Source organism: Nostoc sp. NMS2, from assembly GCF_017115105.1.
Lineage (GTDB): Bacteria > Cyanobacteriota > Cyanobacteriia > Cyanobacteriales > Nostocaceae > Nostoc.
This window is the reverse complement of sequence record NZ_JABXKH010000110.1, coordinates 1-25423: the sequence shown is the minus strand read 5'-3', so window position 1 is coordinate 25423 and position 25423 is coordinate 1. Positions and strand designations below refer to the sequence as shown.

The window sequence follows — 25423 nt, the reverse complement described above, 5'->3', positions numbered from 1 at the left end:
GTAATTCGTAATTCGTAATTACCTATTTGCAAGAGTTTTGGACATTTCAAATGATGAGACAGCGCGGTCTTGGGGAGCCACTGCGGTCTTGGGGGTTTCCCCCATGAGCGACTGCGTTCGCGTAGCGTCTCCGTTCGCAAAGCGTGCCCGAAGGGCTTAGGAGATACCCGAAGGGGTGGCTTATTTACGCAGTGCGGTCTGGGTGTTAAGTAATTGCCAATTCAATGGTGGCAAAGGTGTTGGCTGGCGCGATCGCTCTCATTGCATAATAAAAGTCTCACATCTGTCCTTTTGGAGAGTCGCCGACAACGCTAGCTGGTGAATGCGCGGTAAAAACAAAGGCCCTCTTAGACAATTTCCGGCAAAGCTGGGAAAGTGTAAGGGGGTTGGCGATGCTTGCGGCGGGCTACGCCTACGCTAACCCATCTCTCAATCCAATCTACAATAGCTTGGTTGACTTGTTCAGGACATTCATCATGGGGACAATGACCCACGTCTGCTAAATTCAGCACTTCCAATTTCTGGTTGTATTGGGCAAATCGGTTCGCAAGGACTGGGGGAACAAACCGATCCTTTTGCCCCCAAATTAATAACATCGGAATTGTTAAGGTTGGTAATATTGTCTTGACACTGGGACTAAAGTTAATTCCAATGGCAGCTTTGAATAAAGCACTAAAAGCCCTGGCTGAACCTCTGTCTTGGGGAGGCCCAGCTAAAATTTCTATGAGTTCATCGGTAATCGCTTCTGGGTTAGCGTAGGCAAGACGTGCCCAGCGACGCAGCACCCCTGGACGGCGCACGAAGTTAAACACAGGTTTAAGAATCAATGGCGAAGCGACAACATTTTTAATTGCTCTGACAAGCGGCCGCAGCACGGGAGGAATTGCTTCTTGTTCTAGGGAAGGGTCGGGTAAACTCATCATCACTATACCCAGCACCATGTCGGGATGAGCGGCGGCGGCGGCCATGGAAATCAGTGAACCGTTGGAATTGCCTACTAAAATCGCCGGTTGACGGATAAAAGTTTTCCAAAAATCGTAAACTTGCTCAACCCACAAGTCAATGCTGTAATTAGCTGCGGCTTTTTCAGAAGCGCCAAAACCCAGCATATCAATGGCGTAAACTGTGTGATGTTCAGCCAACACTTCTAAATTATGTCGCCAATGACCAATGGAAGCGCCAAAGCCATGTAACAGAATCAGAGGTTGTGTTTTGTGGTGATTTTGGCTAGGGCGAATGTAAGTATAGCGGGTTTGCCAGCCCCGCCAAACCCAATCTCTTTGATTACCAACCCGTTCTTGCCAGTGCAGTGTAGTGGTCACAGTTCGTCAACTTGAAAATACTATTATCACCCCTTCCCCGATAATTAGCGCCGATACTCGTCGCCACAATCGCCAATCAGCTGATACAAATCTCGTGACTGGCGAGATACGGCACTGATGCGATCGCGATCGTCAGCATCTAAACTAAAACTAAATACTTTGGCGTTATCTTCTATATGTTCAGATACGCCAAGTCTGGCACCAACTATCACACCGCCCACAGTTGGCTGATCTAAAATGTAACGCACTGCCACGTTAGAGATGCTTACTTTATGCTTATTAGCAATTTCCTTCAAAATAGCCAGCAACTCTTGAAATAATTGCCAACCACCCCAAGCATCAATCATATTTTTATATTTTTTCAAACTAGCAGTGGACAGATCAAATCCTCGCGGTTCCGGTTTACCCAAATAGTTTTCTGATAACAAGCCGCCGCACAATGTACCGTAAGTAAAAAGCTTGATGTCATGCTGTTGACAAAATTCAGTCATATTAACTTCGGGACGGCGGTCAATAAGGGAAAATTGCACTTGATTAGAAACAATTTTGATGCCTGCTTCGGTAATAATCTTCAAATTTTCCGTGTCAAAATTAGTTAAACCAAGATGCTTAATTTTACCCTCCGTCTGGAGTTCTGCCATATATTTCAGGGCATCTAAGTAATTTTTATCCTGATATTCCCACCAGTGGAATTGCATCAAATCTAACGATTCCACATTCATCCTTCTCAGGGAAATATCAATGTTTTCTTCGACCAGTTTCTTCGTCATTTTACCTGGACGAGGAACCCATTTTGTAAAGGCTTGCACCTGAGATAAAGCATCTTTGCCACGAGTATCAATTAGTTGACAGCGAAACTCACCAATAAAATCCTCAGCAGGGCCATAATGATCTGCTAAATCCCAAGTGGTAAAGCCTGCATCTAAATATTTGAACATAGTCTCAATGGCAACTTGGGGATTGATCTGTCCGTGTGCGCCGGAGACTTGCCACATACCATTTAATATGCGGCAGATATTCAAATCGGGAGTGAATTGGAGACGGCTAGCTGCGGGTAAGTTCATTTTCAATTTTAGGAGTTAGAAGTTGGAAGTGAGCAGATTTAATAATTAGTGAGTTGAAAAGCGGTTCTTTACAGCCTTTTAACTTTTCTACTTTATTATGAATGATTTAGGACGACTAGAGTTAATAACTGCTAATTTTTTAACTCATAACTCTTGTACAGACGCGATTAACAAGTTCCTCGGGTTTAAGTCCCCCGGTTCTGTAACCAGTAAGTTTTGTGTTGGGGTTAAATCCCCATTACAAAACTTAATTACGAATTACGAATTACGAATTACGAATTATTTTAATCGCGTCTCTCCTAATCTCCTAACTCCTCACTTTCTAACGCCAGCCTTTTTCAGCTTGTTCGAGAACGTAAGCAGCAACATCTGTAATTTGCTGTTCAGTCAGGCGATCTTTGTAGGCTGACATATTATTTTTACCACTGGTAACTATAGATGTAACTGCATCTATTGAGTCCATACCATACTTTTTCAGCGCTTGCTTTTTGAGATTTTTGCCCCGCCTAACTATGTTGCTGCCGTTAATATGACAACCAGCACAATGAAGACTAAATATTTGTTCACCGTTAACTATATCTGCTGCCATAGCAGGCATAGTAAAAGTGCTGAACAATAACATAAATGTTACTAATACTAATGTGAGTAGTTTTTTCAATTAACGTCTCCTGATTTTGACATACTGGTTGGAGCAGAATCAATTACTACAGAGATTCAAAGTCAGTTGTAAATCCAGCAAAATTTGCACAATCTTCTTGAAAGGATTCTGCATCGCTAATATCCTCAATTTTATAAGACATGATGCGTGTACCATCTGGCATTTTTTTAGAACCAATTAATTCCCCTTGATACTTCTGGGCGATCGCTTTAAAATCAGTACCATAGAGCTTCCAGGCATCGCCTGAACAAGTAATATTTACTCGCCACATATTTTTCTCTCAATTACTACCAACAAACATTAATCATCTCACAAGTGGGCACTATGTTACAGTTCACCCAATAGTGCGTATGTTTTGTCTAAAAAATAAAAATGTGCAGGTTGAGTTGAGGAACCAAACCCAAGATTTCGCAGGGTTTGTTGGGTAACACTAAAGTTCAACCCAACCTACAAATATTCAAAACCTACGCAGTATTGACAGTTCACCTCTTTGGAATGGTACTTTTCTATCTAAAGGAAGTACCAAGCCCGATCTGGCTACGCCATAATGTGGATGTAATAACATTTCTAGAAAGTTTTATCCCAATTAGTTAAATTTTAAGAGTTGAAAATGCCTAACAATATCAAAGAAACAATTCAAGCAGACTTGCAACAAGCTAAAGAAACCGGACAATTAAGAACCGATCGGATTCGAGAAATTGTTAAATCGGCAGTTTCTCAAGTAGGCTCTGAGTTTAAACAAGGTTCTAGTGAACTTCGTAGCCTGGTTAGAGATGCTGTTTCTGCTGTCATTGAAAACTTCCAAGAAAAAGGTAGCGAACTCAAAGATGAAGTGACAGCTTCTATTGAAGGAGCGCTAGAAGGAATTAATACTCAAAGACACGAAGCCATTGCTAAAACTCAGACAGATATAAAGCGGCTCCAAGCTCAACTAGATGGTGAAGAAGAACAACTCCAGCAAGAGGTTGATGTAATCTTGGCAGAGATTGAAGAGACGGGTAAACAAAAACCAGCTAGTACCAAAACGGCAATTGATTCTGCTGTCAATGCCATTAAAGATAGTGAAGAAGTCGGGTTATTAAAGAGACGTTACGCGCAATTGCAAGCACAGCTAGCTATTGTCAAAGCTAATATGGCTGCACGCTATGGCGGACGTTCTATGGAAGTTCAAGATTATCTAGACGAGGCTAAACACTGGTATGATAAAGCTCGTCCTCAAGCCGAGTCTGTAGTTGTACAGGTAGAACAGAAGCGATCGCAGTTAGAAGACAAACTAGGTGAAGCTGGGACATCTCTGGCGAGAAAAGAGCGCCAAATCAAACAAACCTTAAGGGAGTTACTTCTAACAGCAGCTGACTTATTCAAAGATAAGGAACCTGCTGATAAAGAGCGCGAGACTATTCATAAATAGACTACTAAACCACGTCTATTTTGAAACCTATAGTTCAACTCTAATGAATAAAGATTTGCCCTCATCCCCCAACCCCTTCTCCCAAATATGGGATTCGGGGAGCTAGAACTTCAAAGTCCCTCTCCCATATATGGGAGAGGGATTTAGGGTGAGGGCGAAAACTACGGTTCTCAACTTAGATGAGGTTTAAGTTAAGTTGGCGCGAAAAAACCAAGTAAGTTACGAAACGTAAGCAGGCTTAAAGTCCTTATTAATGACCAATACTTCGACTTACCTCGACTTCGCTCGGCACAAGTCGCTCAGTACAAGTGACAAATGACAACCCTCATCAGTTATCTTTAATCGCACCAACCTAATTAGAGTTACCTTCAGTAGCTTGATATGCTTGCAGGAGCCTAGCATGATCGAGAGTAAATCCTACTTGCATAGCTATCTGGGTAAATAAATCAATCTCAGGCTGTTGCCAATCACGGGGCCCAGAACACTGATGTGCAATTAACAAGCCAAATAACTGCTCATCTTTGATAATGGGTGCAACCAAATTTGCTTTCACAGCGAAGGATTCGAGCAGTTTAATGTGACAATCAGCCAAACCTGACTTATGAATGTTGTTGATTGCGACAACACGACCAGACTGGTACTTTTCTATATAGCCTTGAGTAAAACAGGAATCGTGGATTTTAGACCGCAAAACTTTGGGATAACCTGGAACCACTGATTCGGCAATGATAATTCCGAACCAATTAGCATAAAAGCTATAAACTAGTACTCGGTCAGTACTCAATGCTTTCCGAACCTCTTCCACAGTGGTTTTCAGGACATCCTCTTCTTTGAGTGATTGGCGAATGCTGCGGGTAATATCCACCAATAATTGACTTCGCATAGCTTCAGCTTCGATTCGTTGCAGGAGTCTTGCATGGTCGAGAGCAAATCCTACTTGCATCGCTATCTGGGCAAATAAATCGATCTCAGATTGTTTCCAGTCACGGGGTCTGGAACATTGATGGGCAATTAATAAGCCAAACAACTGCTCATCCTTGAGAATGGGGGCGACCAAATTTGCTTTCACACCAAAGGATTCGAGCAGTTTAACGTGACAACTAGCCAAACCGACTTCATAAATGTTATTTATTGCCAGAACGCGACCAGACTGATACTCTTCTACATAGCCTTGACCAAAACATGGGTCTTCGATTTCAGCCCGCAAAATTTTTGGATAGGTGAGAACAACTGATTCGGCAATTACAGTTCCAGACCAATTAGCATTAAAGCTATAAACCATCACTCGGTCTGTACTAAGTACCTTGCGAACCTCTTCTACAGTGGTTTTCAAGACATCCTCTTCGTTGAGCGATTGACGAATGCTGCCGATAGTATCCGCCAGCAACTGACTTTGCACACCCTCAGCCTCAATGCGTTGCAGGAGTCTTGCATGGTCGAGAGCAAATCCTACTTGCATGGCTATCTGAGCAAATAAATCAATTTCAGGCTGTTGCCAATCACGCGGCCTGGAGCATTGATGGGCAATTAATAAGCCAAATAGCTGTTCATCTTTGAGAATGGGTGCGACCAAATTTGCTTTCACACCAAAGGATTCGAGCAGGCTAATGTGACAATCAGCCAAACCAGCTTGGTAAATGTTGTTTGTGGCTGCAACGCGACCAGACTGATATTTTTCTACATAACCTTGACCAAAACATGGGTCTTGGATTTCAGACCGCAAAACTTTTGGATAACCTGGAATCACTGATTCGGCAATGACAGTTCCAGACCAATTAGCGTTAAAGCTATAAACCATTACTCGGTCTGTACTAAGTACTTTGCGAACCTGTTCTACAGTGGTTTTCAGGACATCCTCTTCGTTGAGCGATTGGCGAATACTGCGGGTAATTTCTATAAATATCTGAGCTTTATCTGCCTTTGTGTCTACCTGTTCTAAAAGCTTGGTGTAGTCAAGGGCAAATTCTACTTGCATGGCAATCTGAGCGAACAAATCAATCTCAGATTGCTGCCAAAAACGCCGTCTAGAACACTGATGTGCAATCAATAAACCGAATAGCTGTTTGCCTTTGAAAATAGGTGCTACTAAATTAGATTTGACAGCAAATTGCTTGAGGAACTCAATATCACCATCACTGAGATCAGCTTGATAGATATCATCAATAGCACGGGTGCAACCATTCCGATATTTTTCTATATACCCTGCCTCCAAGCCAGGATCGGGGACTGTAACCCCTAATATTTTTGGTAAACCAGGTGCTACTGATTCGGCGATAAAGGTTCCATTCCAGTTGGAATTGAAGCAAAAGATGGCTACGCGGTCAATGTTTAAAGCTTTACGAATTTCTTCTGAGGTAGTTTTGAGAACATCTTCTTGATTGAATGATTCTCGAACCCATCGGGTAATTTTCGTTAATAGTTGAGAATAATCAGCTTCGGCTTCTTTATCCTTTACCAAAACCGAAAGCAGTTCTGTGAATAGGCTGATGTTTCTCTCTAACATCACTAATTCATCTTCGTTAGCGATGGAAGTTTGAGTCAACTCACTGTTTGGACGTAGCCTGTTTTTGATATCATTAGAAGTTGCAGCAACGTTGTTAACTCGACTGATAGCTCGATTAGTCACAAAAACAGCGATCGCACCTGCTAAAATTGCCGTTCCCCCCATAGCAGTTAACAAGAGTGACAATTGTCTTTGGAGAGCAAGTTCAGTTTCTGTTGAACTTTTCGCCCTCTCAAGTCTTACTTGCGGTATTTGTTTGCTAATTAAATTAATCCCATAAAAGTAAGTAGCTATCCCAATTGCAACCACAGGAAGGACGCTGATACTTAGTACCCAAACGATTGCTTTAGTCTTTAAACTCCATTTTTGTTGCCACAGCTTTTGTTGACGATTTCGCCTTGCTTGGTTTTGAGAAAAAGACTGACTCATAAATGAAACCTGGATTGTTGCAATTGAGGATCAAGTAAATGACCTCACCACCAAATTCTACACAAAACTTATTAAACAAGGACTGGCTTTCAGGAGTGTTTTAAGGCACTAACCTTCTACGTCATGTCCTCTAACCTCTCTACTTCTAACACTTTCCTAACAAACGCTTGACTCCCACCTTGGGTAAAGCTTTGCGCTGCTTGGAACTCAAATCAATCAAAAACAGTAACTTTTCTTTCATAATGGCGTAAATGCGATGCCTATGGCGGGCTACGCCTACGCAAAGTCCCATTTCACTTATAACAATTTCAGCAGGCTGTACAGCTTGCCAATGCTCAACCCTGCTTTTGCTGAAACTGGCTCAATAACCAAGTTCCAACTTCAGATTGACTCATTTCACGACTTTGGCGTAAAGCTTCTTCTAAAATTGCAATTACTAATCCAGGTAATACCTGTGATTCTTGAATACGTTTACTGCCTTGATCTACGATCGCATAAGCAATGATTTGGGCATTTTGAACATCTACTACCCAGTATTCAGCAATACCCAATTCTTCATAGAGCGATCGCTTTGTACCCAAGTCATCCAGCAGAGATGTTTTCGCAATCTCAATCACCAAATCTGGTGCAGGATAGCGATCGAGGTTGACAATTCCTGTACCTGCTGGGATGGCTTGGGCGCGTTCTCTGAGATAATACGCGACATCGGGCTGGCATTCCTGAACACCAGTTTTACGAAAGGTCGTTATGTCTAAACCTGTTGCCAGTATTCCTTTAAGTGCTGCAAATAGAGTCACTGCAAAAATAATTACAACATGGTCTTTGCCATGATCAAAACTAACTGGTGGCATCTCCAGCCTCATATATCCTTTGTAGTAGTAACTCTTGGCCTTCTCGTTGAGCAAGTTAGCGACTATCTGCTCATAATCCTGCCAAGAAGTGTAAATCCATGTATCTGTCGGTAACTGGGTCTGAGTTTCACTCATTGTCTAACCATTGTGCGTTTCTGTTTCTGGTAGTTATCAAATCTTCTAGCTAAGTCAGTAGGTAGTTTTTGCCATTCTTCATCAGGGACTTGGACAGATATTTCGGCTACTAATTCCCAAATAGGCACAGCAGCAGGATCAAAGGAAAGTTTACTGAATTTGGATATCTCGCTGAACTTGATGGTAGTTGACAGGTTTTCGGAACCATCTGACGGAGATATATATCGGCGGATGTTCCGATTGAAAATTTTGTTTTCTCATTCTATTATTTTTACGTGCTTCTTCCATATCTGGGTTTAGATGACCAGGGTTGAAAGGCGATCGCTGCTTGAAAAAAACTAACCTAGAATTTTCACTTTCAACAAGGAGGACAGCATATACAGCGCTTCTCAGTTGAGTGCAATACAGACCTAACCCCCAGCCCCTTCCCTACAAGGGAAGGGGAGTAAAATTCAAAGCCTCTCTCCTTTTAGGAGAGAGGTTTGGAGAGAGGTCAAAGTGTATTGCTTCCATTCGAGAAGCGCTATAGCTTATCCTCTTGCATCTGAACTCGGAACTCCGACCTTTTTGCTCGAACGTTGAGCCTTTGAACTCGGAACTTCGACCTTTTTGCTCGAACGTTGAGCTTCTGAACTCGGAACTCCGACCTTTTTGCTCGAACGTTGAGCCTTTGAACTCGGAACTTCGACCTTTTTGCTCGAACGTTGAGCTTCTGAACTCGGAACTCCGACCTTTTTGCTCGAACGTTGAGCCTTTGAACTCGGAACTCCGACCTTTTTGCTCGAACGTTCAAGCTTTGAGCGTTAAACTTGCACTTCAACAGTGCAATTGATGAATTATTTTCTACGGCGCTACCTGTTGAGACTTGACTTTCCGATTTTTACGGGAAAACCGTTGCCCCATTTCTTCAACCATCGTATCTAAACCTGTCCCCTGACCACTGACTTTAGCGTAGTTATACACTTGCAACGCGGCTGCATAAGCTTCGCTGCCCACAGCCAAGGAGGTATCATCTAGCAAATCTTGCAATTGTGTCAACGATAGCAATAGTGGATACAACGCTTCAAACAACTGCACATCCTTCCGCATCTCTTCCAAGTCAAACGATCGCGGCAAAAACTCCGGGTTCTGCGTCGCCACCTCTAATGCCTTACTGACAAACGCCCGACTCTTATCGCCCATCTTAGGTAAAGCTTTTCGGTCATCTGCGCTCAAATCAACCAAAAATGGTAAGTTTTCTTTAATAGTGGCGATCGCTTGGAACACAGCATCTCTCTGTGTTGATGCCAGCGTTGCACTAATTGGGGTCGTAGACATAGGAATTACTCTCCAGTATGTTTCTTAAATCTAGAGTGCCCACATATACAAGCAAAATTTCCATTCACAGAGGAAAGGGGGCAGGGGGCAGGGAGACAAGGGGACAAGGGGGAATTATTGAACAAGTCTTCCCCCTCTTCCTTGTCTCCCTTGTCTCTTCTTCATGCCCAATTCCCAATGCCCCCTGCCCCCCTGCCCCTTATCGCAGCAATGACTGATTAGGCGTTAACTCGCTCTCAAAACGGCTGTAAACAACTTGGGTTGGATACCAAGAAGAAAACCAGTACAAATCTTGAATAACTTTGTCAGAATTACTCGCGTCTGCAAACTCAAAGTGAACCAGACCTAAATTATTCAATCCAACTACTTCTCGTCCGTCCTGAAACCAACGAAATTTCCAAAACATCAGAGTTTGTAACCATTTCCATTTAGCATCTTCTGCTCGTTTCCAGGGAGCTATCAAAGATAATATATCTGCTGTGCAGGTAGAAGTCTGAACAGTGTTTCGAGATATCCATTCCAGCACACAATACCAGTCAGAGTTAATCAGCATCTGGCGATTATGGTGTAATTGTTTCGCAGAAATTTCTACCATATTGGGTGGGTTACTCCACCCGATCCAGTGTCGTGCCTTTTCTGGTAATAGCCAATCTTTCAATCGTGTATGAATCACCCGCGTCAAAATCTCTTCATTCTTCAATGCACTAGCGGTTAACTGCACCAAGACAGATTGCAATTTGGAATGGGTGCGTGCATAAGACAAGTGAGCAACAGAACTGTAGTGGATATCTCCAGATAGAATGACGACTTGTTGACGTTCTTCAAACAAGGTAGTTAAGAATTTCGCCAGTGCTTCCATATTAATGTTCCAAGCATCTCCAACATCGGTTGAAAAAACTTTCTCGTGTTGTAAGTGCCAATGATGAATCCAATCAATCACTTGTAGTCCAAATACATTAGTAGGCGCAATTACAAATGTATTTTGAATCTGAGTTTGTTCAGCTATTTGTTGTAAAGGTAAAACTAGTTGTTGCTCAACGGCTTTTGGACACAACAGCATCGGTGGTGCAATTGGTTTTTGATCGGCTGGATAACCCCGCCAAGTACGTGTATCAAGCACAATTACTTCATGGCAATCGCTCCTAACTATGTAGTGCCAAGTCAGTGTTTCAGGATCTCGATCTAGAATGAATACTGAACCATCTCGGACTAAAATAGGTAAGTTTGTGAGGGGATCGTTGGCAGGCATACCGACATAACGAGCGATCGCTTCATCAGCCTTTGCATCCTTCCCTTGAGAAGCTGACCAAGCTTGTGCAGCCACCAACAGCTTTTCACCGGATTGACCTTCTGCAAATTGCCTTGGTGTATTGCCCCATCCTTGAAATACCGTGTAGGCTAACAAGGCATTTTGGACTATTCTTCGCCCCAAGGGACGACCCAGCACCCGCAAACACCAAGCTTGGTTTAAGTTCCAGTCATCACTGACATCATGGTCATCAAAGATGGTGTACGTGGGGATATTAGCAAGAGCGCGACGCACTTTCCCAAGGGTATAAATGAATTGGCGCAAATGCCAGACTGCTTGGTTCCAGTGTTTGATAGCATGGCGATCGCGCGTTACTTGGTGTCCTTGAGGAAATGAGTCCGGCCAGCACACTGGCGACCAAGCTAGTAAATAAGTAGCATAATATTCACCCAGGCTGAAAAGATGACTGTTAACTTTCTCCGATTTATTATGTAATCCTGCGGTTAACCCAGCTTCATTTGTCGCCACATCAGCCCGCTCTCCAGGGGGTAGCTGCTGGGGAGTGTAGTACACTCCATTCACCGGAAGTTGTTCTTCCCAACCCAAGAGGGCATCACCAAGAGTAGTGGCAACCCACAATGACGGATCTGCTACATCATCTCCGTAAATCTGATCTCCGGTGAGGAATAGCTGGTGAGGGCGATGTTGGGGTTGATTGGCTGAAGCCTCAATTAAACTATCAAGAATTGGCAGTGCATCAAATCCATGACCATGAGGTTTACGGCAGGAAGCATGAGCAATTTGCAAATCTTGAAGACGGTTTGGCGGCAAAACAAAGGTTGGTTTTTGATGAGCAAAGTAGCTGATGCTGACTGGAGGAGAAGAGTTTGAGCATAATGCTTGTTGCATTTGCTGGGTTTGGTCAGCAACAGTAAGCTGGAGGTCGTAAGCATAGAGGCAATGACTAGTTAGGCGATATCCAACCAGCGATCGAGCCGTTATTGCAACTACATGAAGATACTTACCCAAAGCAAAGCTAGAGCGTTCTCCTTCCAATAAGCAATTTCCTAGTGCTTCACCATCATTTGTTGTTTCATAAACCTTGAGTTTTACCTGACAAGACTGTTTCAGAGCCACCCATACCGTTACTGACTCTGGTTCAGTATGTTTTAGGATTGGCCCCGCCAAAATTAGCGGCAGTTGTTGTAAAAACTCGTCCCCAACTTGGTACTTCATTGCAAACAGTTGACAAATGGTGGTGTTTTAGATGATATTGCTTCATTTATATAATCCAATCACCAAATGGGGACGAGTATTTCGCCAGTCCTCGATCTGACATATCCATAGTGAGCGATGCCAACTCTTGGAGACGCTACGAACAAGGCAAGTTAGAAACAATACCTCAGTTATGGGCGTTAGGATTGACTATTGAACAGATAGCCCGCAATACGGTTCGGTTAATGTTTTTTGATGGAAATTCTAGATCGTAAAGACGCGATAAATCATCACAAAGACGCGATTCATCGCGTCTAATTATTGTAGAGACGGCGATTCATCGCGTCTCCTGCCTTAACCGAATAGTATTGAGATAGCCCAAGCGTTAGGTTTGGACGAAGAAGTTGTTAGGCAAGCTGTACAACCGAAATCATAAAATGATCGAGAGTACCCAAAATGGTTTGCTAGTTTTGACAATTTTCCTATAGTTATGGATGTGCTGTGGGACGGGCAAGATACCCATCCCCTAAGAGTCATTAATCTAATTAATTCTGAGCAATACCTTCTTGACGCGCTGCTTGTTGGACAGCAGAAGCAACAGCGTTGACGACTCGCTCATCAAAGACTGAAGGAATAATATGTTCCCGATCCAAATCTGAAGGCTTGACTAAAGAAGCGATCGCATTTGCAGCTTCTAGATACATTGTGGTGGTAATTGTTTTTGCCCGACAATCTAAAGCACCACGGAATACCCCAGGAAAAGCTAGGACGTTATTGATTTGATTGGGGTAATCACTGCGACCGGTAGCAATAACAGCAACATCTTTACTAATTAATTCTGGCTGAATTTCTGGAATGGGATTTGCCATTGCAAACACAATTGGATCTTTCGCCATTGAATGCACCATTTCTGGTGTCAAAACTCCCGGTGCGCTGACACCAATAAATACATCTGCCCCTTGCATCGCCCCCGCTAACGTCCCTTGAGCTTTCACGGCAAATTCAAGTTTTTCTTCTGTCAAATCGGTACGACTAGTAGAGATAATCCCTTTAGAGTCGCACATCCAGATTTTTTCTGCCCCAGCTTTACGGAGTAAGCGAGCGATCGCTACTCCCGCTGCTCCAGCACCGTTAATCACGATGCGGATTTCTGCCATTGGCTTATGTACGAGTTTTAGAGAGTTAAATAATGCTGCCAAGGTGACAATGGCCGTACCGTGCTGATCGTCATGAAAAACGGGGATATCTAACTCTTCACGCAATCTCTTTTCAATTTCAAAGCAGCGAGGTGCAGCGATATCTTCTAAATTCACACCCCCAAAAACTGGCGCGATATTCTTAACTGTCTGGATAATTTCTTCTGTATCTTGGGTGGCGAGACAAATGGGAAAAGCATCTAGTCCGGCAAATTCCTTGAATAGCATTGCTTTGCCTTCCATGACGGGGAGAGCCGCCGCCGGGCCGAGATTTCCCAAACCCAAAACGGCACTACCATCGGTAACAATAGCAACAGTGTTTTGTTTAATGGTTAACTTGTAAACTTCCTCTGGATCTTGAGCGATCGCTGTACAAATTCGACCGACTCCAGGCGTGTAAGCCATTGCTAGATCGGATACACTCTTCAAGGGAATTCTGCTAGTAATGCTGATTTTGCCACCGCGATGCAAATTAAAGGTGCGATCGTAGACACTGAGTAACTTGATGTCTGGCAATACTTTCACTGCTTGCACAATGGTTTCAGCATGTTCGGTACTAGCAGCATCAACGGTAATATCGCGGGTAGATTCTTTGCGGGTTTGCTCGATTAAATCAATTTGACCGAGATTGCCGCCAGTAGTTGCGATCGCCTGGGTTACTGACGCTAACATCCCTACACGATTGGGAATCTGCAAGCGCAGCGTCAAACTAAAACTAGAATTAGGAGTTAGGTCTGCCATGTTAATTTTGGATTTGAAGTTTTAGATTTTATATTGAATTGCTTAGTAAAAACCTGCTGGAAATCTAAAATCAATATTTTACTCATATATAACGAGTAACAATTTAGTAAATGTATTCAAAAATACACGATATTTTGAGAAAATAATCTCTCACAACTCCAACCCAGAACCTAGAACCTATTTTCGTTCCTGATCATACACCCTTGAACTGACTAAAGCTTGTAGTTTTGGACTTTATGTTAAATTCTGTGAGAAAATCAGTATCAATCATTCGATGAATGATACATGACAAGAGCCTAGGTGAATTTAATGCTAGGAACAATGCTCCGAGGGCGCTACAAAATCGTCAGAAAATTGGGACAGGGAGGGTTTGGGGAGACTTATCTGGCTGAAGATATGGATTTACCTCGCAATCCTCATTGCGTTGTCAAGCGGTTCAAGCCCCAATTTACTAACCCGCAGGCTTTGCAACAAGCAATGCGTTTATTCGATACGGAAGCGGATGTTCTCTACAGGTTAGGCAACCACGAGCAAATACCGCGACTTTTGGCTCACTTTGAAGAAAATCAAGAATTTTATTTAGTTCAAGAATATGTACAGGGTGATGATCTCAGCACAGAATTAAAACCTGGTGAACAATGGAGTCAAGAGAAAGTAATTGCTTTTTTGCGGGACATATTGAAAATATTAGAGTTTGTCCATCAGCAGAATGTGATTCACCGCGATATCAAACCTGCCAATTTAATCAGACGTACTGCTGATGGCAAACTTTTTTTAATTGACTTTGGGGCAGTAAAAGAAATCAGCACCTTGATGGCTAATAATCAGGGAAGAACAGTGGCCGTTGGCACTCCTGGTTATATGCCTAGCGAACAATATAACGGACAGCCACAACTTTGCAGCGATATTTACGCTGTGGGAATGATTGGAATTCAAGCAATTACTGGTATTTTCCCTCTCAAACTACCAGTTGACCCGAAAACATTAGAATTTATTTGGCGTAACCAAGTCCAAGTCAGTCCTCAACTAGCAGACATTTTAGATCGGATGGTGAGATACCATTTCGGTCAACGCTACCAGTCTGCACCTACAGCTTTACAAGCACTGACAAACTTAACTATAAATAATAAACAGTGGTCAAAAACTCAAAAAATCGCCCTAGCTTTGACAGTCTTAGCGATCGCCTTTTCTATAGCAGTGCTGGTGATTCCCAAATTACAAAAAATATCTAGCTCAACCTCACAAGAGCCATCAATTGTCACAAATTCCTTGATTTACGAGAATTCTACTTATGGAATTAAAATAAAATATCCTCAAACTTGGTCAATCAAAGAGATAGAACAATATAACACAACTACAACAGATGTAGCTAGATTTTTGTCACCTAAAACAAATGTGGACAAGTCTTATCAAAGCAACCTGACTGTAGAAATTGAAGATTTAAAACAACCTATTTCATTGGATGAATATACTAGCTCAAGAGTTAATGAAATAACGCAATTTCTTGCGGATGCAAAAATTGATAAATCACGTTTAACTCAACTAGCAAATCGCCCAGCACACGAAGTAGTTTATTCGGGTAAAGAAGATAAATATACTGTAAAACGGAAAGCAGTTTGGACTTTAAGCAACAATAAAGCCTACATAATTACTTATGCATCGGAAGAAAGTCAATATGATGATTTATTGAAAATTGCTGAACAAATGATTGATTCATTAGAAATTAAATAATTTGCTGAATCAGTTAAGGGTAAAAACTAAAAGTTGTGTAGTTGTGTAGGTTGGGTTGAGGAACGAAACCCAACATTATTAACCATTTGTTGGGTTTCGCTATTGCTCAACCCAACCTACTATTTTTCTTAACTGAACCGTATTGATTTATAAGATCCAAGACTCACAACCTGAACGATATCAAAAACTAAAAATATGGCTGCAAAAAGTAAAAATTGAATTTTATTCTCATATTTTACCGATAAACGATGATATTTTAAATTAATTGGGCAAAATTTTCTGCAAATGCAGTAGTTGTGTAGGTTGGGTTGAGGAACGAAACCCAACATTATTAACCATTTGTTGGGTTTCGCTATTGCTCAACCCAACCTACTATTTTTCTTAACTGAACCGTATTGATTTATAAGATCCAAGACTCACAACCTGAACGATATCAAAAACTAAAAATATGGCTGCAAAAAGTAAAAATTGAATTTTATTCTCATATTTTACCGATAAACGATGATATTTTAGATTAATTGGGCAAAATTTTCTGCAAATGCAGAATTGAAAGGTAAAAAATTAGCCGTAATGGATAGTCTGATTGCTGCAACAGCACATCATCATAAATTAACTTTAGTTACCCGCAATGTTGATGATTTTAAACTGACACCAGTTAAAATTATGAATCCTTACAATCTATCCTAAATGAGTTGTGAAAATGCGCGATGTCCAGATCCCCGACTTCTTCGAGAAGTGGGGGATCTAATTTTTCACGAATGATTTAGGATTGGTATAATTGTTGGGTTTCGTTCCTCAACCTAACCTACGCAGATTAAGGCTTTTGGCGCTAACCCAAGCGTATTGATTTATAACTCCTAACTCCTAACTCAGCACTTTGAAAGCACTCTTTAACGGCGAGATGGTAAGGCTCGAATTTGTGGATTCTGTAGGAGTTTTTGTGCGTCTGCTAAGATGCGATCGCCCCAAATATTTTTCTTGAGGAAGTCTAAATCAGCAAACCTTTTGTCTAAGCGCAGAGCGGCTTGTGCCAATTCTAGAGCTTTTTCGCGATCGCCTTTAACATATAATGCTGTTGCCAGTCCTAATTGTGGATCTGCCGATTGATTATTAATGGCAATAGACTTCTGCCATTCAGAAATAGCCCCCTCCACATCTCCCAGTTCATATTTGACGAACGCAAGGTTGTTAAAAGCAGCAAAGTATTTTGCATCCTGGGCTGTTGCTTTTTCATAAGCAGCAAGTGCCCCCTGATAGTCTCCCTGGACATGGTAGCTCAAACCCCGTGCAAAATAAGCTATGGCATTATTCGGATCGATCCGTGCTGCCTGGTTAAAGTCCGAGAGTGCTGGCTTACTTTCTCCCTGACGCTGGTAGGTTAGACCTCGTAAGGCATAGGCTGAGGCATTTTTGGGATTCAGGCGAAGTACTTGGTTGTAATCGGCGATCGCTCGGCGATAGTCTCCGCTATCAGAGTAAAGACTCGCTCGACTGAAATACACATCAGCAATGCTGGCCTTACCCCATTCACTGTTAGCTTCAATTGCCCTGCTATAGGCAGTAACCGCCTCTTCGTTTCGTCCCAATTCCTGTAACACGCCACCGCGAAAAAACCAAGCTAGGGAATGTTTGGGATTGAGGCGAGTGGCTTGGTTTAAATCCTCTAATGCTTTTTGTTTGTCCCCTTGCTGATAGCGCCCAGATGCCCTCCTAGCATAAGCATTGGCATCTTTAGGATTTCGGACAATTGCCTCGTTTGCAGTGGCGATAATTGTCTGGGGATCTGCTTGGTTTGATGGGGTAGCTGGTTGTGAAGTTGATGAAGTATTTTGTAGTTTTCCGAGAGCGTTCAGTACAGTTTGGGATTCTGCTGTTTTTCCTTGCCTCTGATATAAATCTGCGGCTTTTTGCAAATCCGCGATCGCTCCTTGTTTGTCTGGCAATTCAACACGAGCAGCCGCACGGTTTTGATAAATTTCCGCAGCTTTGGGATCGCTAATTAATATCCGGTTCAGCTTGAGGTCAAAGTCATTTCTACCTTGGCGTTTTATTCGCAAGGTGATTGTAGTACCCTTCTCACCGCGAATCAGTTTGGAGGCATCTTCGTCTTTAATCTTGAGAGTAGGTTTACCATCAATTGCCACAATCCGGTCGCCAACTTTCACTCCCACTTTCGAGGCCGGAGAGTCGTCGTTAACCTCTAAGATTATTAGCCCCTGATTTTGTTCGTTATTGAAGCGAATCCCAATGCCGGAGAACTCAAAAAAACTCAGTGCCTTGTTATAATCGGCGATCGCTAGTTTATAGTCTTTCAGCACCACACGTAACAGACCCCGTAGATTGTAGCCTTCAGGTTGGTTCGGAAGTCGCTGTATTACTTGGTCTACATCGGCAAGCGATCGTTGATAGTCATTTAAATTTAAATGAGCCGCAGCCAGGACAGCGTAGGCAAGGGCAGAAGTCCGAGATTTGGGATCGTCGTTGAGGCTAATGGCTTTCTCACCATCGGCAAGCGCACCCTGATAGTCTTTCAGGTTCATGCGGACAAAACCTCGGTAGGCATAAGCAATTGCATTTTTGGGAGTCAGGCGAATTACCTGCTCAAAGTCTTTAAAAGCTGCTGGGTAATCTTTGAGTTCATTGTAAGCTGCACCCCGTCGATAGTAAGCATCAGGATTGTTGGGATTAATTTGTAGGGCTTGGTTGTAATGAGCGATCGCTCCTTTATAATCTCCTTTATCGGCTTTAGCCCCCCCCAAGCTGATGAAGTCTTCAGCACTTTGTTGTCGTTTAGGCGCTGGTTTTTCTCTAGTATTTGATTGTCCAGATGTAGCTATAGGTTTAACACCTGGTTTTGGTGCGGGAGTTGGCGAACTCGCGATTACTGGTTGGACATTATTTCTAGCTGCCAAAAAGGTATTAATCGGAATTCCCAACCTTAAAACAGTACCTGTCTTCTCTTCTGGTTGTGTAGCTCGCCCATTAATCCCTACTAAACGTCCATTCTCGTCTAACACTGGGCCGCCACTCATGCCAGGAACTGCCTCGTTATTGTAGACCAAGGCATAGCCTTCATCTGGGTTTTTCAGGCGACTGCGAATGCTGCCATTAGTAAATTGATAACTGCGTTCATCAATACCTGGTAAACGGTCGGCCCAACCCACCACATAAACAGTCATTCCTTCTCTAATTTGGTCAGAGTTGCCTAAATTAGCGATCGGGTAACTTTTATTACTTTTGAATTGCAACACCGCTAAATCTAATCCCGGCAATTCTTTGCTGTAGTAAACCGGATACTTACCGCCATCTTGGGTATGAATCTCATATCTTCCATCTTTGGACACTACATGTCGATTGGTGAGGATGAAGTAAGTGTCACCTTTACGTTCAAAAATTACTCCAGAACCGACACCATCTCCATCAATGCGAACGGTAACTGTTTGAGCAATGTTGTTGACCTCTACCGGAGTTAAAGATAAGGCAACTTGAGGTTTCAGCAATACCACAGCTGCACCAACAAGCATTGCCGAAAGACTACGAGTAAAATTCATCGCCTCACCTCTGCCTGAATATCTGTATCAGAATAATTATTTGTAAGTGATGGTGATCCCATCTGTATAAACTCTTCAATCGGAATCCCCCAGCTATACTTGCTCATCTGTTTGAGCAGGGGTGGTTCGAGTTGTGTTCCATCTTGATATAGGTATGGCTCACCCCATAGAGGTTCAGCGTGCCTGCCGTTAATAGCCACAACCTGACCTGCACGATTCAGCAGTGGCCCTCCACTCATCCCTTTGACAATATCATTGGTATACCCAATCCGATAGCCGCCCTCCAAGGCTTTGTCTAGCACTAGAGAAACTTGACCTCTGCGGAAAACAAACCCCGTATCTTGGATACCTTGGCTGTCAAACGGAAATCCAGCAGCAAAAACTTCATTTCCGACACTCAAAGTTGATGCATGACCGAGAGATGCAACTGTATAGCTAATTTTGGGGCTACGAAACTGTAATACAGCTAAATCGTTACCCTTAAAATAGGAAGGAATAGAGCGATTGCTCATCTTGGACAAATCAGCCGCATAGATTAAGCCATCAGCAGTTTGAATCTGATAAGGTGGATTACCCGACCTGAGTACGTGGGCATTGGTAAGCACCTGATAAACCGACCCTTTTCTGTGAATCAGAATCCCCGATCCCAAAAAGTCTTTTGATCGGACTTTGACAGCGATCAACTCAGCTAGTTGTTGCAATTGCTTGGCTGAGTGTTGGGTTGAACTTTGTGCATCTAAAGCCCTAACATTTGGTTTTGAGCCTAGCGGTGAAATAGATAAACTGCCAATACAGGCAATCAGCATCATTAAGCGCCAATCCATGTTGTTCAGATTGCGATTTACTCAACATTCCCAAGCTGGTTTTCCTGCTGGACAGGATTCGCTTCCCCCCGAACTTTCTACCTGAGAGATGAACTTGCCTACATCCAAGTAGGCTGCATCTTCGTAGTAGGAGAACAATTCTTTACTGTTGCCACCGCTAAGGTTAATTGGTCTGCCGCCACCCGAACCTTGACGATCTAATAACCTTTGTAGTGTCAGCCGGGCATTAGTACCGGCTTTCAATGTTACTAGCACTCCGTCAGGCAGACAAGAACCACCTTTGTAACTCGCAACACACAGTACAGGTTGATTGCTGAGTTTTCCTGCCCTGACGAAATTTAGAGTCCCATTGCCGTAGAAACGTTGGAATCTGGCAGATATTTCTTCACAGCGCTGTTGGGGAGTCCAAGGTGGGGGAAAAGAATCGTCAACCCAGCGAATTACTGGAATGTTTCCTCTGGAAGTCCGAACTAGTGTTGCTGGCACACCTCCACTCATCCCACAATAAAACTTATTATCCTGCGTATAGCCAGGTTGAATTAGAGTGGCAGTAGAGCCAAGTGCGATCGCAATGGTACTCACTATATGAGCCAAGAAACCGAGTTTCATAGTCATCTTCACGCTTTTTGAAGTTTTTAAGATATGTGGCGTAATTAAAAATATTTTTGAGTATAGAGGATATCTAGTACCAAAAGAGCATAAATTTAAGTAAATATAAGATCGCTAATTCTTAAGTACATGTTTAGACATACTCAAAACCCCTCCCTGTTTCCAGAGAGCGGTTTTGATTTCGCTAAAACTTAAGTATTAGCTATAAATTACGGGCGCTTGTAAAGCCACAGGTACTGCCTCACCAGTCGCCAAATCTAGGGGGAAGTTGTGAGCATTGCGCTCGTGCATTACTTCTATACCCAAATTGGCGCGGTTTAGCACATCTGCCCATGTATTAATTACATGACCTTTGGAGTCAAGAATTGATTGGTTAAAGTTGAACCCGTTGAGGTTGAACGCCATCGTGCTGATACCCAACGCCGTCAACCAAATACCAACTACAGGCCAAGCTGCCAAGAAAAAGTGCAAGGAACGCGAGTTATTAAAGCTGGCATATTGCCAGATTAACCGCCCAAAGTAACCGTGAGCCGCGACGATGCTATAGGTTTCTTGTTCTTGACCAAACTTGTACCCATAGTTTATGGATTCAGCTTCAGTTGTCTCTCTGACTAGAGAGGAAGACACCAAAGAACCGTGCATTGCTGCAAAAAAAGCACCACCAAATACCGCAGCTACACCGAATTCATGGAATGGGTGCATGAGGATATTATGCTCGGCTTGGAATACCAACATGAAATTAAATGTGCCGCTAATGCCCAAAGGCATCCCATCAGAAAAGCTACCTTGACCAATTGGATAAATTAAGAAAACCGAAGTCGCAGCAGCGACAGGAGCAGAGTAAGCAAGGCAAATCCAGGGACGCATCCCCAGACGATAGCTTAACTCCCATTGCCGACCGAGCCAGCAGAAGATCCCAATTAGAAAGTGCAAAACAATGAGCTGATAAGGACCGCCGTTGTAGAGCCATTCATCCATTGAAGCAGCTTCCCAAATTGGGTAGAAGTGCAAACCAATGGCGTTGGATGTGGGTATAACAGCACCAGTGATGATGTTGTTACCGGATAATAAAGAACCGGAGACTGGCTCCCGAATGCCGTCAATATCGACGGGTGGTGCAGCAATAAAGGCAATAATGAAACAGATGGTAGCGGTCAATAGGGTAGGAATCATTAAAACGCCGAACCAGCCGATATAAAGCCGATTGTCGGTGCTAGTAATCCATTGACAGAAACGATCCCACAGGTTGCCGCTTTCGCTTCTTCCTAGAGTTGTGGACATAACTGTGTTGTTTATAAATGGCTGACAACAAACTTTCCCAATTCTGAGGAATTGAGACTTATAGTGTTTTCAAAGACTTTCGCCAAATACCTTCTCCCTAATCGCCGGGACTCTCTAGAATTACCTCACACCAAAAATGCTAGGGAGATTATGTGAAAAAGGGGAAACTTTTACCGGCTTATATATCACGTTTTACATGAATGATTTATATTTTTCAAGATATTTGTATTAAGCTTTACTAAGCTAAATGTTGAACAAACTCCGCGTGTTCTTTTGAATTTAAACCTTCTTGCAGCACTGCTAAAACTTTCGTCATATCCCCTGTAATTAGTGAGGTGACAGCTAACCACAAACCTGGAAATATCCTACTTTTAATCAAACCATCTGCATCTGCTACAAGTGGCAAATATTCACCATTTTGCAAACAGAACCAGTCGAGTTTATTCTCTAAAGTCTGCCAGACGATATATTCCTGCACTCCATTGCGACGGTAGGCGCGTTTTTTGTCATATAAATCAATAGATGCACTACTCGCTGCCACTTCTGCTACTAATTCCGGTGCGCCTTCTACATAATCATCTTCACCGATCTGTGCCTGTCCTCTGGCTGGTTTATCTATCAACAGCAAAACATCAGGTTGTGGTTCATTGTCTAAATCTAAGCGCACCGTCGCATTGTCACCTAGCGCTAGCCCTGGAGTGCAAACTTGATAAACTCCCAACCAGGTAATTAATTGTCCATGAGGTTGGCCATGACTTCTAAAACGCAGTGGTGATGCCACGTAGACGACTCCTTCGATTAATTCTGCTTTTTTATTGGGCATTGCTGTATAACGATGCTCGAATTCGTGGCGGGTTAAGCGATCGCCACTTTCTAATGGAGGGATGGAAGCGCTATTATTTAAGCCATGTTCTACAGAAGCCGCCATTACCTGATTCCTCATCCACAGGAGTTCTAGCTTGAATCTAACATAGTGGAGCGCTATGTTTTCGAGAAGCTGCCAAGAGTGCGTCTACGCAGACAAGAAGTTTATTAATGTAACTGTCTATACTAGAATTGGATAATTCTAGGGAATATATCCTGTCCAAACTTGTTTGGCAGGGTTAGACAGTGGGTTTTCTAATGAAAAAATTTCTGAGATACCTGGGTTTAGGTTTGCTATCTACCTTTTTTACTTCTACTCCCGGATTGGCAGCCGAACGCATTAGCTTTTTTTATCCTCCCTTCGGCGAATTCTCCTTGTCGGTGGACTCGCTGGAAACTTTTGCTAAAAAAGGCAAAATCGATCAAGATTTTTCATTTTATGCTAGCCGTGCTACTCCTCAAGAACTCGCTCAACTGCGGGATCTGCTCCAGCAAAGGTTCAATCTCACTCCTACTTTAGTATCTCAAGTGACTTACTCACCGATCGGCGAGGAGGTAATGCAACAACTAGGAAAATTACTCCTCACTGAGTCTCGACAGAACGGCTTCTATGCCATCCGTGCCTCTTTGATTTTGGCTGCTGCCGATCGAGAGGGTTTAACGGTGGTGAATTTGCTGCGGAAATTTCCTAGCAATACTGTGCGGGTGAATTTCACAGAAGGGTTAAGGATAGTTGATGACTTGTCACAGTTGCTCAAGAAAAAGGATGAAGTTGTAGCTTCTCTTCAAAAAGAAGCGATCGCACAAGCAGCCAATTCAACCGTTGACTTTTCAAAACAACCAGATTTGCGATCGCCAGGAAAATTCCGTTGGCAGAAAAAAAGCCTGGAGTTAAATGACATTTCTCGCTCACGCCGTCTACCGATAGATATCTATTTACCTACAACTCAAAACTCAGAATCCACAGATCGGGATTCTCAGTCTCCTCCCTTTCCCCTGATTGTAATTTCTCATGGTCTTGCTTCAGACCGCTCTACCTTTGTCTATCTGGCTGAACATCTAGCATCTTATGGTTTTGCTGTTGCTGTACTAGAACACCCTGGTAGTAATGCCAAACGCTTTCAGCAATACTTTGCGGGTTTGGCAAGTTCACCAGAACCAGAGGAATTTATCAACCGACCTTTGGATATCAAGTATCTCCTCGATGAACTCCAGCGTCTAGAAAAATCTGATCCCAGCCTCCACAGAAAACTCAATTTTCAGCAAGTTGGGGCGATTGGTCAGTCTTTTGGTGGTTATACTGTTTTGACTCTAGCAGGAGCAAAGATTAACTTTGAGCAACTGCGCCAAAATTGTAATCCCAATTATTCATCCTTTAATTTATCGCTCTTGTTGCAGTGTGAAGCAAGTAAGTTACCCCCAAAAAATTATCAACTCAAAGACGATCGCATCAAGGCAATCATGGCGATTAATCCGATTGACAGCTTAGTTTTGGGTGAGGGCGGAATCAGTCAAATTAAAATGCCTGTAATGCTGGTAGCAGGTAGCCAAGATATTTTCGCCCCACCTGTATTTGAGCAAATTCGCCCCTTCACCTGGCTTTCTAATCCCAATAAGTACCTGGCTTTGATTGAAAACGCCACCCACTTTTCAGCGATCGCAGAACCTACTCCTGAAAATGATGTCTTACCTGTGCCACCTGCCTTACTAGGCCCCGATCGCGCTGCTGTTTATTCCTATCTCAACGCCCTCAGCGTCGCTTTTATGGAAACCCATCTCCTCAACCGCCCTGAATACCGTTCCTATTTGCAGCCATCTTATGCCACATTTATCAGTAAAGAGCCGCTTAATCTCAGTATTTTACAGTCGTTATCGGTAGCTCAATTTAATCAAATCTGGAGTGGGTCAATTCCCCAGTCAGCCAAACTATCAAATCCTCAACCTACCCCTACCCCGCGTTAGTTCTAGGAAGTTGGGAAAATATATTCAGGAGGCAATTTATGAATTGCCACTACGGTAAATCAAGGCTTTCACATCATTTTTGCGTAAGTCCTGTCTTACTTGGAGCAACCTGATTGAACCGTGGGGTCGTAATTACTAATTACGTAAATACACTGAGTGTGGTTTTAGTCAGAATCATCAATTAAAAATCATCTTGACTTACAGTTCAGATCCCCGACTTCTCTAAAAAGTCGGGGATCCAATACTACTCGGTTAAGAATATTTGTAGGTTGGGTTGAATGAAGTGAAACCCAACAAAGCCTCAGAAATGTTGGGTTTCGTCCCTCAACCCAACCTACGAATTTTAAGCTTTTTCCACTTAACCGAGCAGTATTGGTCGGGGATCTTATTGTTCAATGATTGAAGTTTGCTATAGACAATGCAAGTCTCAAGGATTTCTTTGATAAACTCAAACCTATAGCGTTTCCCGGTCCAGTGAGGTACAATAATTAATTAGACTGTGCATCTTAA

The 25423-nt window shown here is 42.9% G+C and carries 21 protein-coding genes; 5 read left to right on the top strand and 16 right to left on the bottom strand.

The window, feature by feature from the left end; translation table 11 throughout:
• Window positions 1-347 precede the first annotated feature (347 nt).
• The 4 genes from HWQ36_RS20165 to HWQ36_RS20150 form a co-directional block, all read right to left on the bottom strand.
• Window positions 348-1322 carry an alpha/beta fold hydrolase gene (locus HWQ36_RS20165; RefSeq protein ID WP_292705598.1) on the bottom strand — a complete coding sequence of 325 codons (975 nt, stop codon included), beginning with the start codon at window positions 1320-1322 and terminating at the stop codon, window positions 348-350.
• Between the two features lie 44 nt (window positions 1323-1366).
• Window positions 1367-2386 (bottom strand): aldo/keto reductase, encoded by a 1020-nt coding sequence (locus HWQ36_RS20160; protein WP_292705597.1) that lies wholly within the window; start codon window positions 2384-2386, stop codon window positions 1367-1369.
• A 322-nt stretch (window positions 2387-2708) separates the two neighbouring features.
• Window positions 2709-3044 (bottom strand): cytochrome c6 PetJ, encoded by a 336-nt coding sequence (gene petJ / locus HWQ36_RS20155; protein ID WP_292705595.1) that lies wholly within the window; start codon window positions 3042-3044, stop codon window positions 2709-2711.
• Between the two features lie 46 nt (window positions 3045-3090).
• Window positions 3091-3315 (bottom strand): hypothetical protein, encoded by a 225-nt coding sequence (locus tag HWQ36_RS20150; RefSeq protein ID WP_292705593.1) that lies wholly within the window; start codon window positions 3313-3315, stop codon window positions 3091-3093.
• 339 nt (window positions 3316-3654) lie between these two features.
• On the opposite strand from HWQ36_RS20150, the gene HWQ36_RS20145 reads away from it, so the two are divergent.
• Window positions 3655-4455 (top strand): histidine kinase, encoded by an 801-nt coding sequence (locus HWQ36_RS20145; RefSeq protein ID WP_292705591.1) that lies wholly within the window; start codon window positions 3655-3657, stop codon window positions 4453-4455.
• A 352-nt stretch (window positions 4456-4807) separates the two neighbouring features.
• On the opposite strand, the gene HWQ36_RS20140 is transcribed toward HWQ36_RS20145, so the two are convergent.
• The 6 genes from HWQ36_RS20140 to HWQ36_RS20115 form a co-directional block, all read right to left on the bottom strand.
• Window positions 4808-7387, bottom strand: a complete 2580-nt coding sequence (locus HWQ36_RS20140; RefSeq protein WP_292705589.1) for a GAF domain-containing protein — start codon at window positions 7385-7387, stop codon at window positions 4808-4810.
• 145 nt (window positions 7388-7532) lie between these two features.
• Window positions 7533-7679, bottom strand: coding sequence for a hypothetical protein (locus tag HWQ36_RS20135; RefSeq protein WP_292705588.1), 147 nt, complete (start codon window positions 7677-7679; stop codon window positions 7533-7535).
• Between the two features lie 43 nt (window positions 7680-7722).
• Window positions 7723-8373 carry a Uma2 family endonuclease gene (locus HWQ36_RS20130; protein ID WP_292705586.1) on the bottom strand — a complete coding sequence of 217 codons (651 nt, stop codon included), beginning with the start codon at window positions 8371-8373 and terminating at the stop codon, window positions 7723-7725.
• Complete coding sequence (locus HWQ36_RS20125; RefSeq protein WP_292705584.1) at window positions 8370-8501, bottom strand: hypothetical protein; 132 nt, start codon at window positions 8499-8501, stop codon at window positions 8370-8372. Before HWQ36_RS20125 ends, HWQ36_RS20130 begins: the two co-directional genes overlap by 4 nt.
• A 715-nt stretch (window positions 8502-9216) precedes the next feature.
• Complete coding sequence (locus HWQ36_RS20120) at window positions 9217-9690, bottom strand: hypothetical protein (protein WP_292705583.1); 474 nt, start codon at window positions 9688-9690, stop codon at window positions 9217-9219.
• 199 nt (window positions 9691-9889) lie between these two features.
• A complete protein-coding gene (locus tag HWQ36_RS20115) occupies window positions 9890-12175 on the bottom strand; it encodes a PhoD-like phosphatase (RefSeq protein WP_292705581.1) in 2286 nt (761 codons plus the stop codon).
• A gap of 110 nt (window positions 12176-12285) precedes the next feature.
• Between HWQ36_RS20115 and HWQ36_RS20110 the strand changes: the two genes are divergently transcribed.
• Window positions 12286-12429 carry a hypothetical protein gene (locus HWQ36_RS20110; RefSeq protein ID WP_292705580.1) on the top strand — a complete coding sequence of 48 codons (144 nt, stop codon included), beginning with the start codon at window positions 12286-12288 and terminating at the stop codon, window positions 12427-12429.
• Window positions 12430-12699: 270 nt separating this feature from the next.
• Here HWQ36_RS20110 and HWQ36_RS20105 read toward each other — a convergent pair whose 3' ends face one another.
• Window positions 12700-14091, bottom strand: coding sequence for a malic enzyme-like NAD(P)-binding protein (locus HWQ36_RS20105; RefSeq protein WP_292705578.1), 1392 nt, complete (start codon window positions 14089-14091; stop codon window positions 12700-12702).
• Between the two features lie 309 nt (window positions 14092-14400).
• Here HWQ36_RS20105 and HWQ36_RS20100 point away from each other — a divergent pair, with 309 nt between their 5' ends.
• Both HWQ36_RS20100 and HWQ36_RS34405 read left to right on the top strand, forming a co-directional pair.
• Window positions 14401-15822, top strand: coding sequence for a serine/threonine-protein kinase (locus HWQ36_RS20100; protein ID WP_292705577.1), 1422 nt, complete (start codon window positions 14401-14403; stop codon window positions 15820-15822).
• 570 nt (window positions 15823-16392) lie between these two features.
• Window positions 16393-16509 (top strand): hypothetical protein, encoded by a 117-nt coding sequence (locus tag HWQ36_RS34405; RefSeq protein ID WP_366829346.1) that lies wholly within the window; start codon window positions 16393-16395, stop codon window positions 16507-16509.
• Between the two features lie 203 nt (window positions 16510-16712).
• On the opposite strand, the gene HWQ36_RS20095 is transcribed toward HWQ36_RS34405, so the two are convergent.
• The 5 genes from HWQ36_RS20095 to HWQ36_RS20075 form a co-directional block, all read right to left on the bottom strand.
• Window positions 16713-19373 carry a serine protease gene (locus HWQ36_RS20095; protein ID WP_292705576.1) on the bottom strand — a complete coding sequence of 887 codons (2661 nt, stop codon included), beginning with the start codon at window positions 19371-19373 and terminating at the stop codon, window positions 16713-16715.
• Window positions 19370-20197, bottom strand: coding sequence for a serine protease (locus HWQ36_RS20090; protein ID WP_292705574.1), 828 nt, complete (start codon window positions 20195-20197; stop codon window positions 19370-19372). Before HWQ36_RS20090 ends, HWQ36_RS20095 begins: the two co-directional genes overlap by 4 nt.
• A gap of 21 nt (window positions 20198-20218) precedes the next feature.
• On the bottom strand, window positions 20219-20812 hold the full coding sequence (locus HWQ36_RS20085) for a COP23 domain-containing protein (RefSeq protein WP_366829343.1): 594 nt from the start codon (window positions 20810-20812) through the stop codon (window positions 20219-20221).
• Window positions 20813-21004: 192 nt separating this feature from the next.
• Complete coding sequence (psbA, locus tag HWQ36_RS20080) at window positions 21005-22087, bottom strand: photosystem II q(b) protein (protein WP_292705572.1); 1083 nt, start codon at window positions 22085-22087, stop codon at window positions 21005-21007.
• A gap of 238 nt (window positions 22088-22325) precedes the next feature.
• Window positions 22326-23015 carry a Uma2 family endonuclease gene (locus HWQ36_RS20075; protein ID WP_292705570.1) on the bottom strand — a complete coding sequence of 230 codons (690 nt, stop codon included), beginning with the start codon at window positions 23013-23015 and terminating at the stop codon, window positions 22326-22328.
• A 194-nt stretch (window positions 23016-23209) separates the two neighbouring features.
• On the opposite strand from HWQ36_RS20075, the gene HWQ36_RS20070 reads away from it, so the two are divergent.
• Window positions 23210-24913, top strand: a complete 1704-nt coding sequence (locus HWQ36_RS20070; protein WP_292705568.1) for an alpha/beta hydrolase — start codon at window positions 23210-23212, stop codon at window positions 24911-24913.
• Window positions 24914-25423 lie beyond the last annotated feature (510 nt).

What these genes read in the sequence shown, in the direction of transcription:
- HWQ36_RS20160 (WP_292705597.1), bottom strand. Translation starts at nt 2,386, where the DNA reads ATGAACTTACCCGCAGCTAGCCGTCTCCAATTCACTCCCGATTTGAAT.
- HWQ36_RS20150 (WP_292705593.1), bottom strand. Translation starts at nt 3,315, where the DNA reads ATGTGGCGAGTAAATATTACTTGTTCAGGCGATGCCTGGAAGCTCTAT.
- HWQ36_RS20145 (WP_292705591.1), top strand. Translation starts at nt 3,655, where the DNA reads ATGCCTAACAATATCAAAGAAACAATTCAAGCAGACTTGCAACAAGCT.
- HWQ36_RS20140 (WP_292705589.1), bottom strand. Translation starts at nt 7,387, where the DNA reads ATGAGTCAGTCTTTTTCTCAAAACCAAGCAAGGCGAAATCGTCAACAA.
- HWQ36_RS20135 (WP_292705588.1), bottom strand. Translation starts at nt 7,679, where the DNA reads ATGGGACTTTGCGTAGGCGTAGCCCGCCATAGGCATCGCATTTACGCC.
- HWQ36_RS20130 (WP_292705586.1), bottom strand. Translation starts at nt 8,373, where the DNA reads ATGAGTGAAACTCAGACCCAGTTACCGACAGATACATGGATTTACACT.
- HWQ36_RS20120 (WP_292705583.1), bottom strand. Translation starts at nt 9,690, where the DNA reads ATGTCTACGACCCCAATTAGTGCAACGCTGGCATCAACACAGAGAGAT.
- HWQ36_RS20115 (WP_292705581.1), bottom strand. Translation starts at nt 12,175, where the DNA reads ATGAAGTACCAAGTTGGGGACGAGTTTTTACAACAACTGCCGCTAATT.
- HWQ36_RS20105 (WP_292705578.1), bottom strand. Translation starts at nt 14,091, where the DNA reads ATGGCAGACCTAACTCCTAATTCTAGTTTTAGTTTGACGCTGCGCTTG.
- HWQ36_RS20100 (WP_292705577.1), top strand. Translation starts at nt 14,401, where the DNA reads ATGCTAGGAACAATGCTCCGAGGGCGCTACAAAATCGTCAGAAAATTG.
- HWQ36_RS34405 (WP_366829346.1), top strand. Translation starts at nt 16,393, where the DNA reads ATGGATAGTCTGATTGCTGCAACAGCACATCATCATAAATTAACTTTA.
- HWQ36_RS20095 (WP_292705576.1), bottom strand. Translation starts at nt 19,373, where the DNA reads ATGAATTTTACTCGTAGTCTTTCGGCAATGCTTGTTGGTGCAGCTGTG.
- HWQ36_RS20090 (WP_292705574.1), bottom strand. Translation starts at nt 20,197, where the DNA reads ATGGATTGGCGCTTAATGATGCTGATTGCCTGTATTGGCAGTTTATCT.
- HWQ36_RS20085 (WP_366829343.1), bottom strand. Translation starts at nt 20,812, where the DNA reads ATGACTATGAAACTCGGTTTCTTGGCTCATATAGTGAGTACCATTGCG.
- psbA (WP_292705572.1), bottom strand. Translation starts at nt 22,087, where the DNA reads ATGTCCACAACTCTAGGAAGAAGCGAAAGCGGCAACCTGTGGGATCGT.
- HWQ36_RS20075 (WP_292705570.1), bottom strand. Translation starts at nt 23,015, where the DNA reads ATGGCGGCTTCTGTAGAACATGGCTTAAATAATAGCGCTTCCATCCCT.
- HWQ36_RS20070 (WP_292705568.1), top strand. Translation starts at nt 23,210, where the DNA reads ATGAAAAAATTTCTGAGATACCTGGGTTTAGGTTTGCTATCTACCTTT.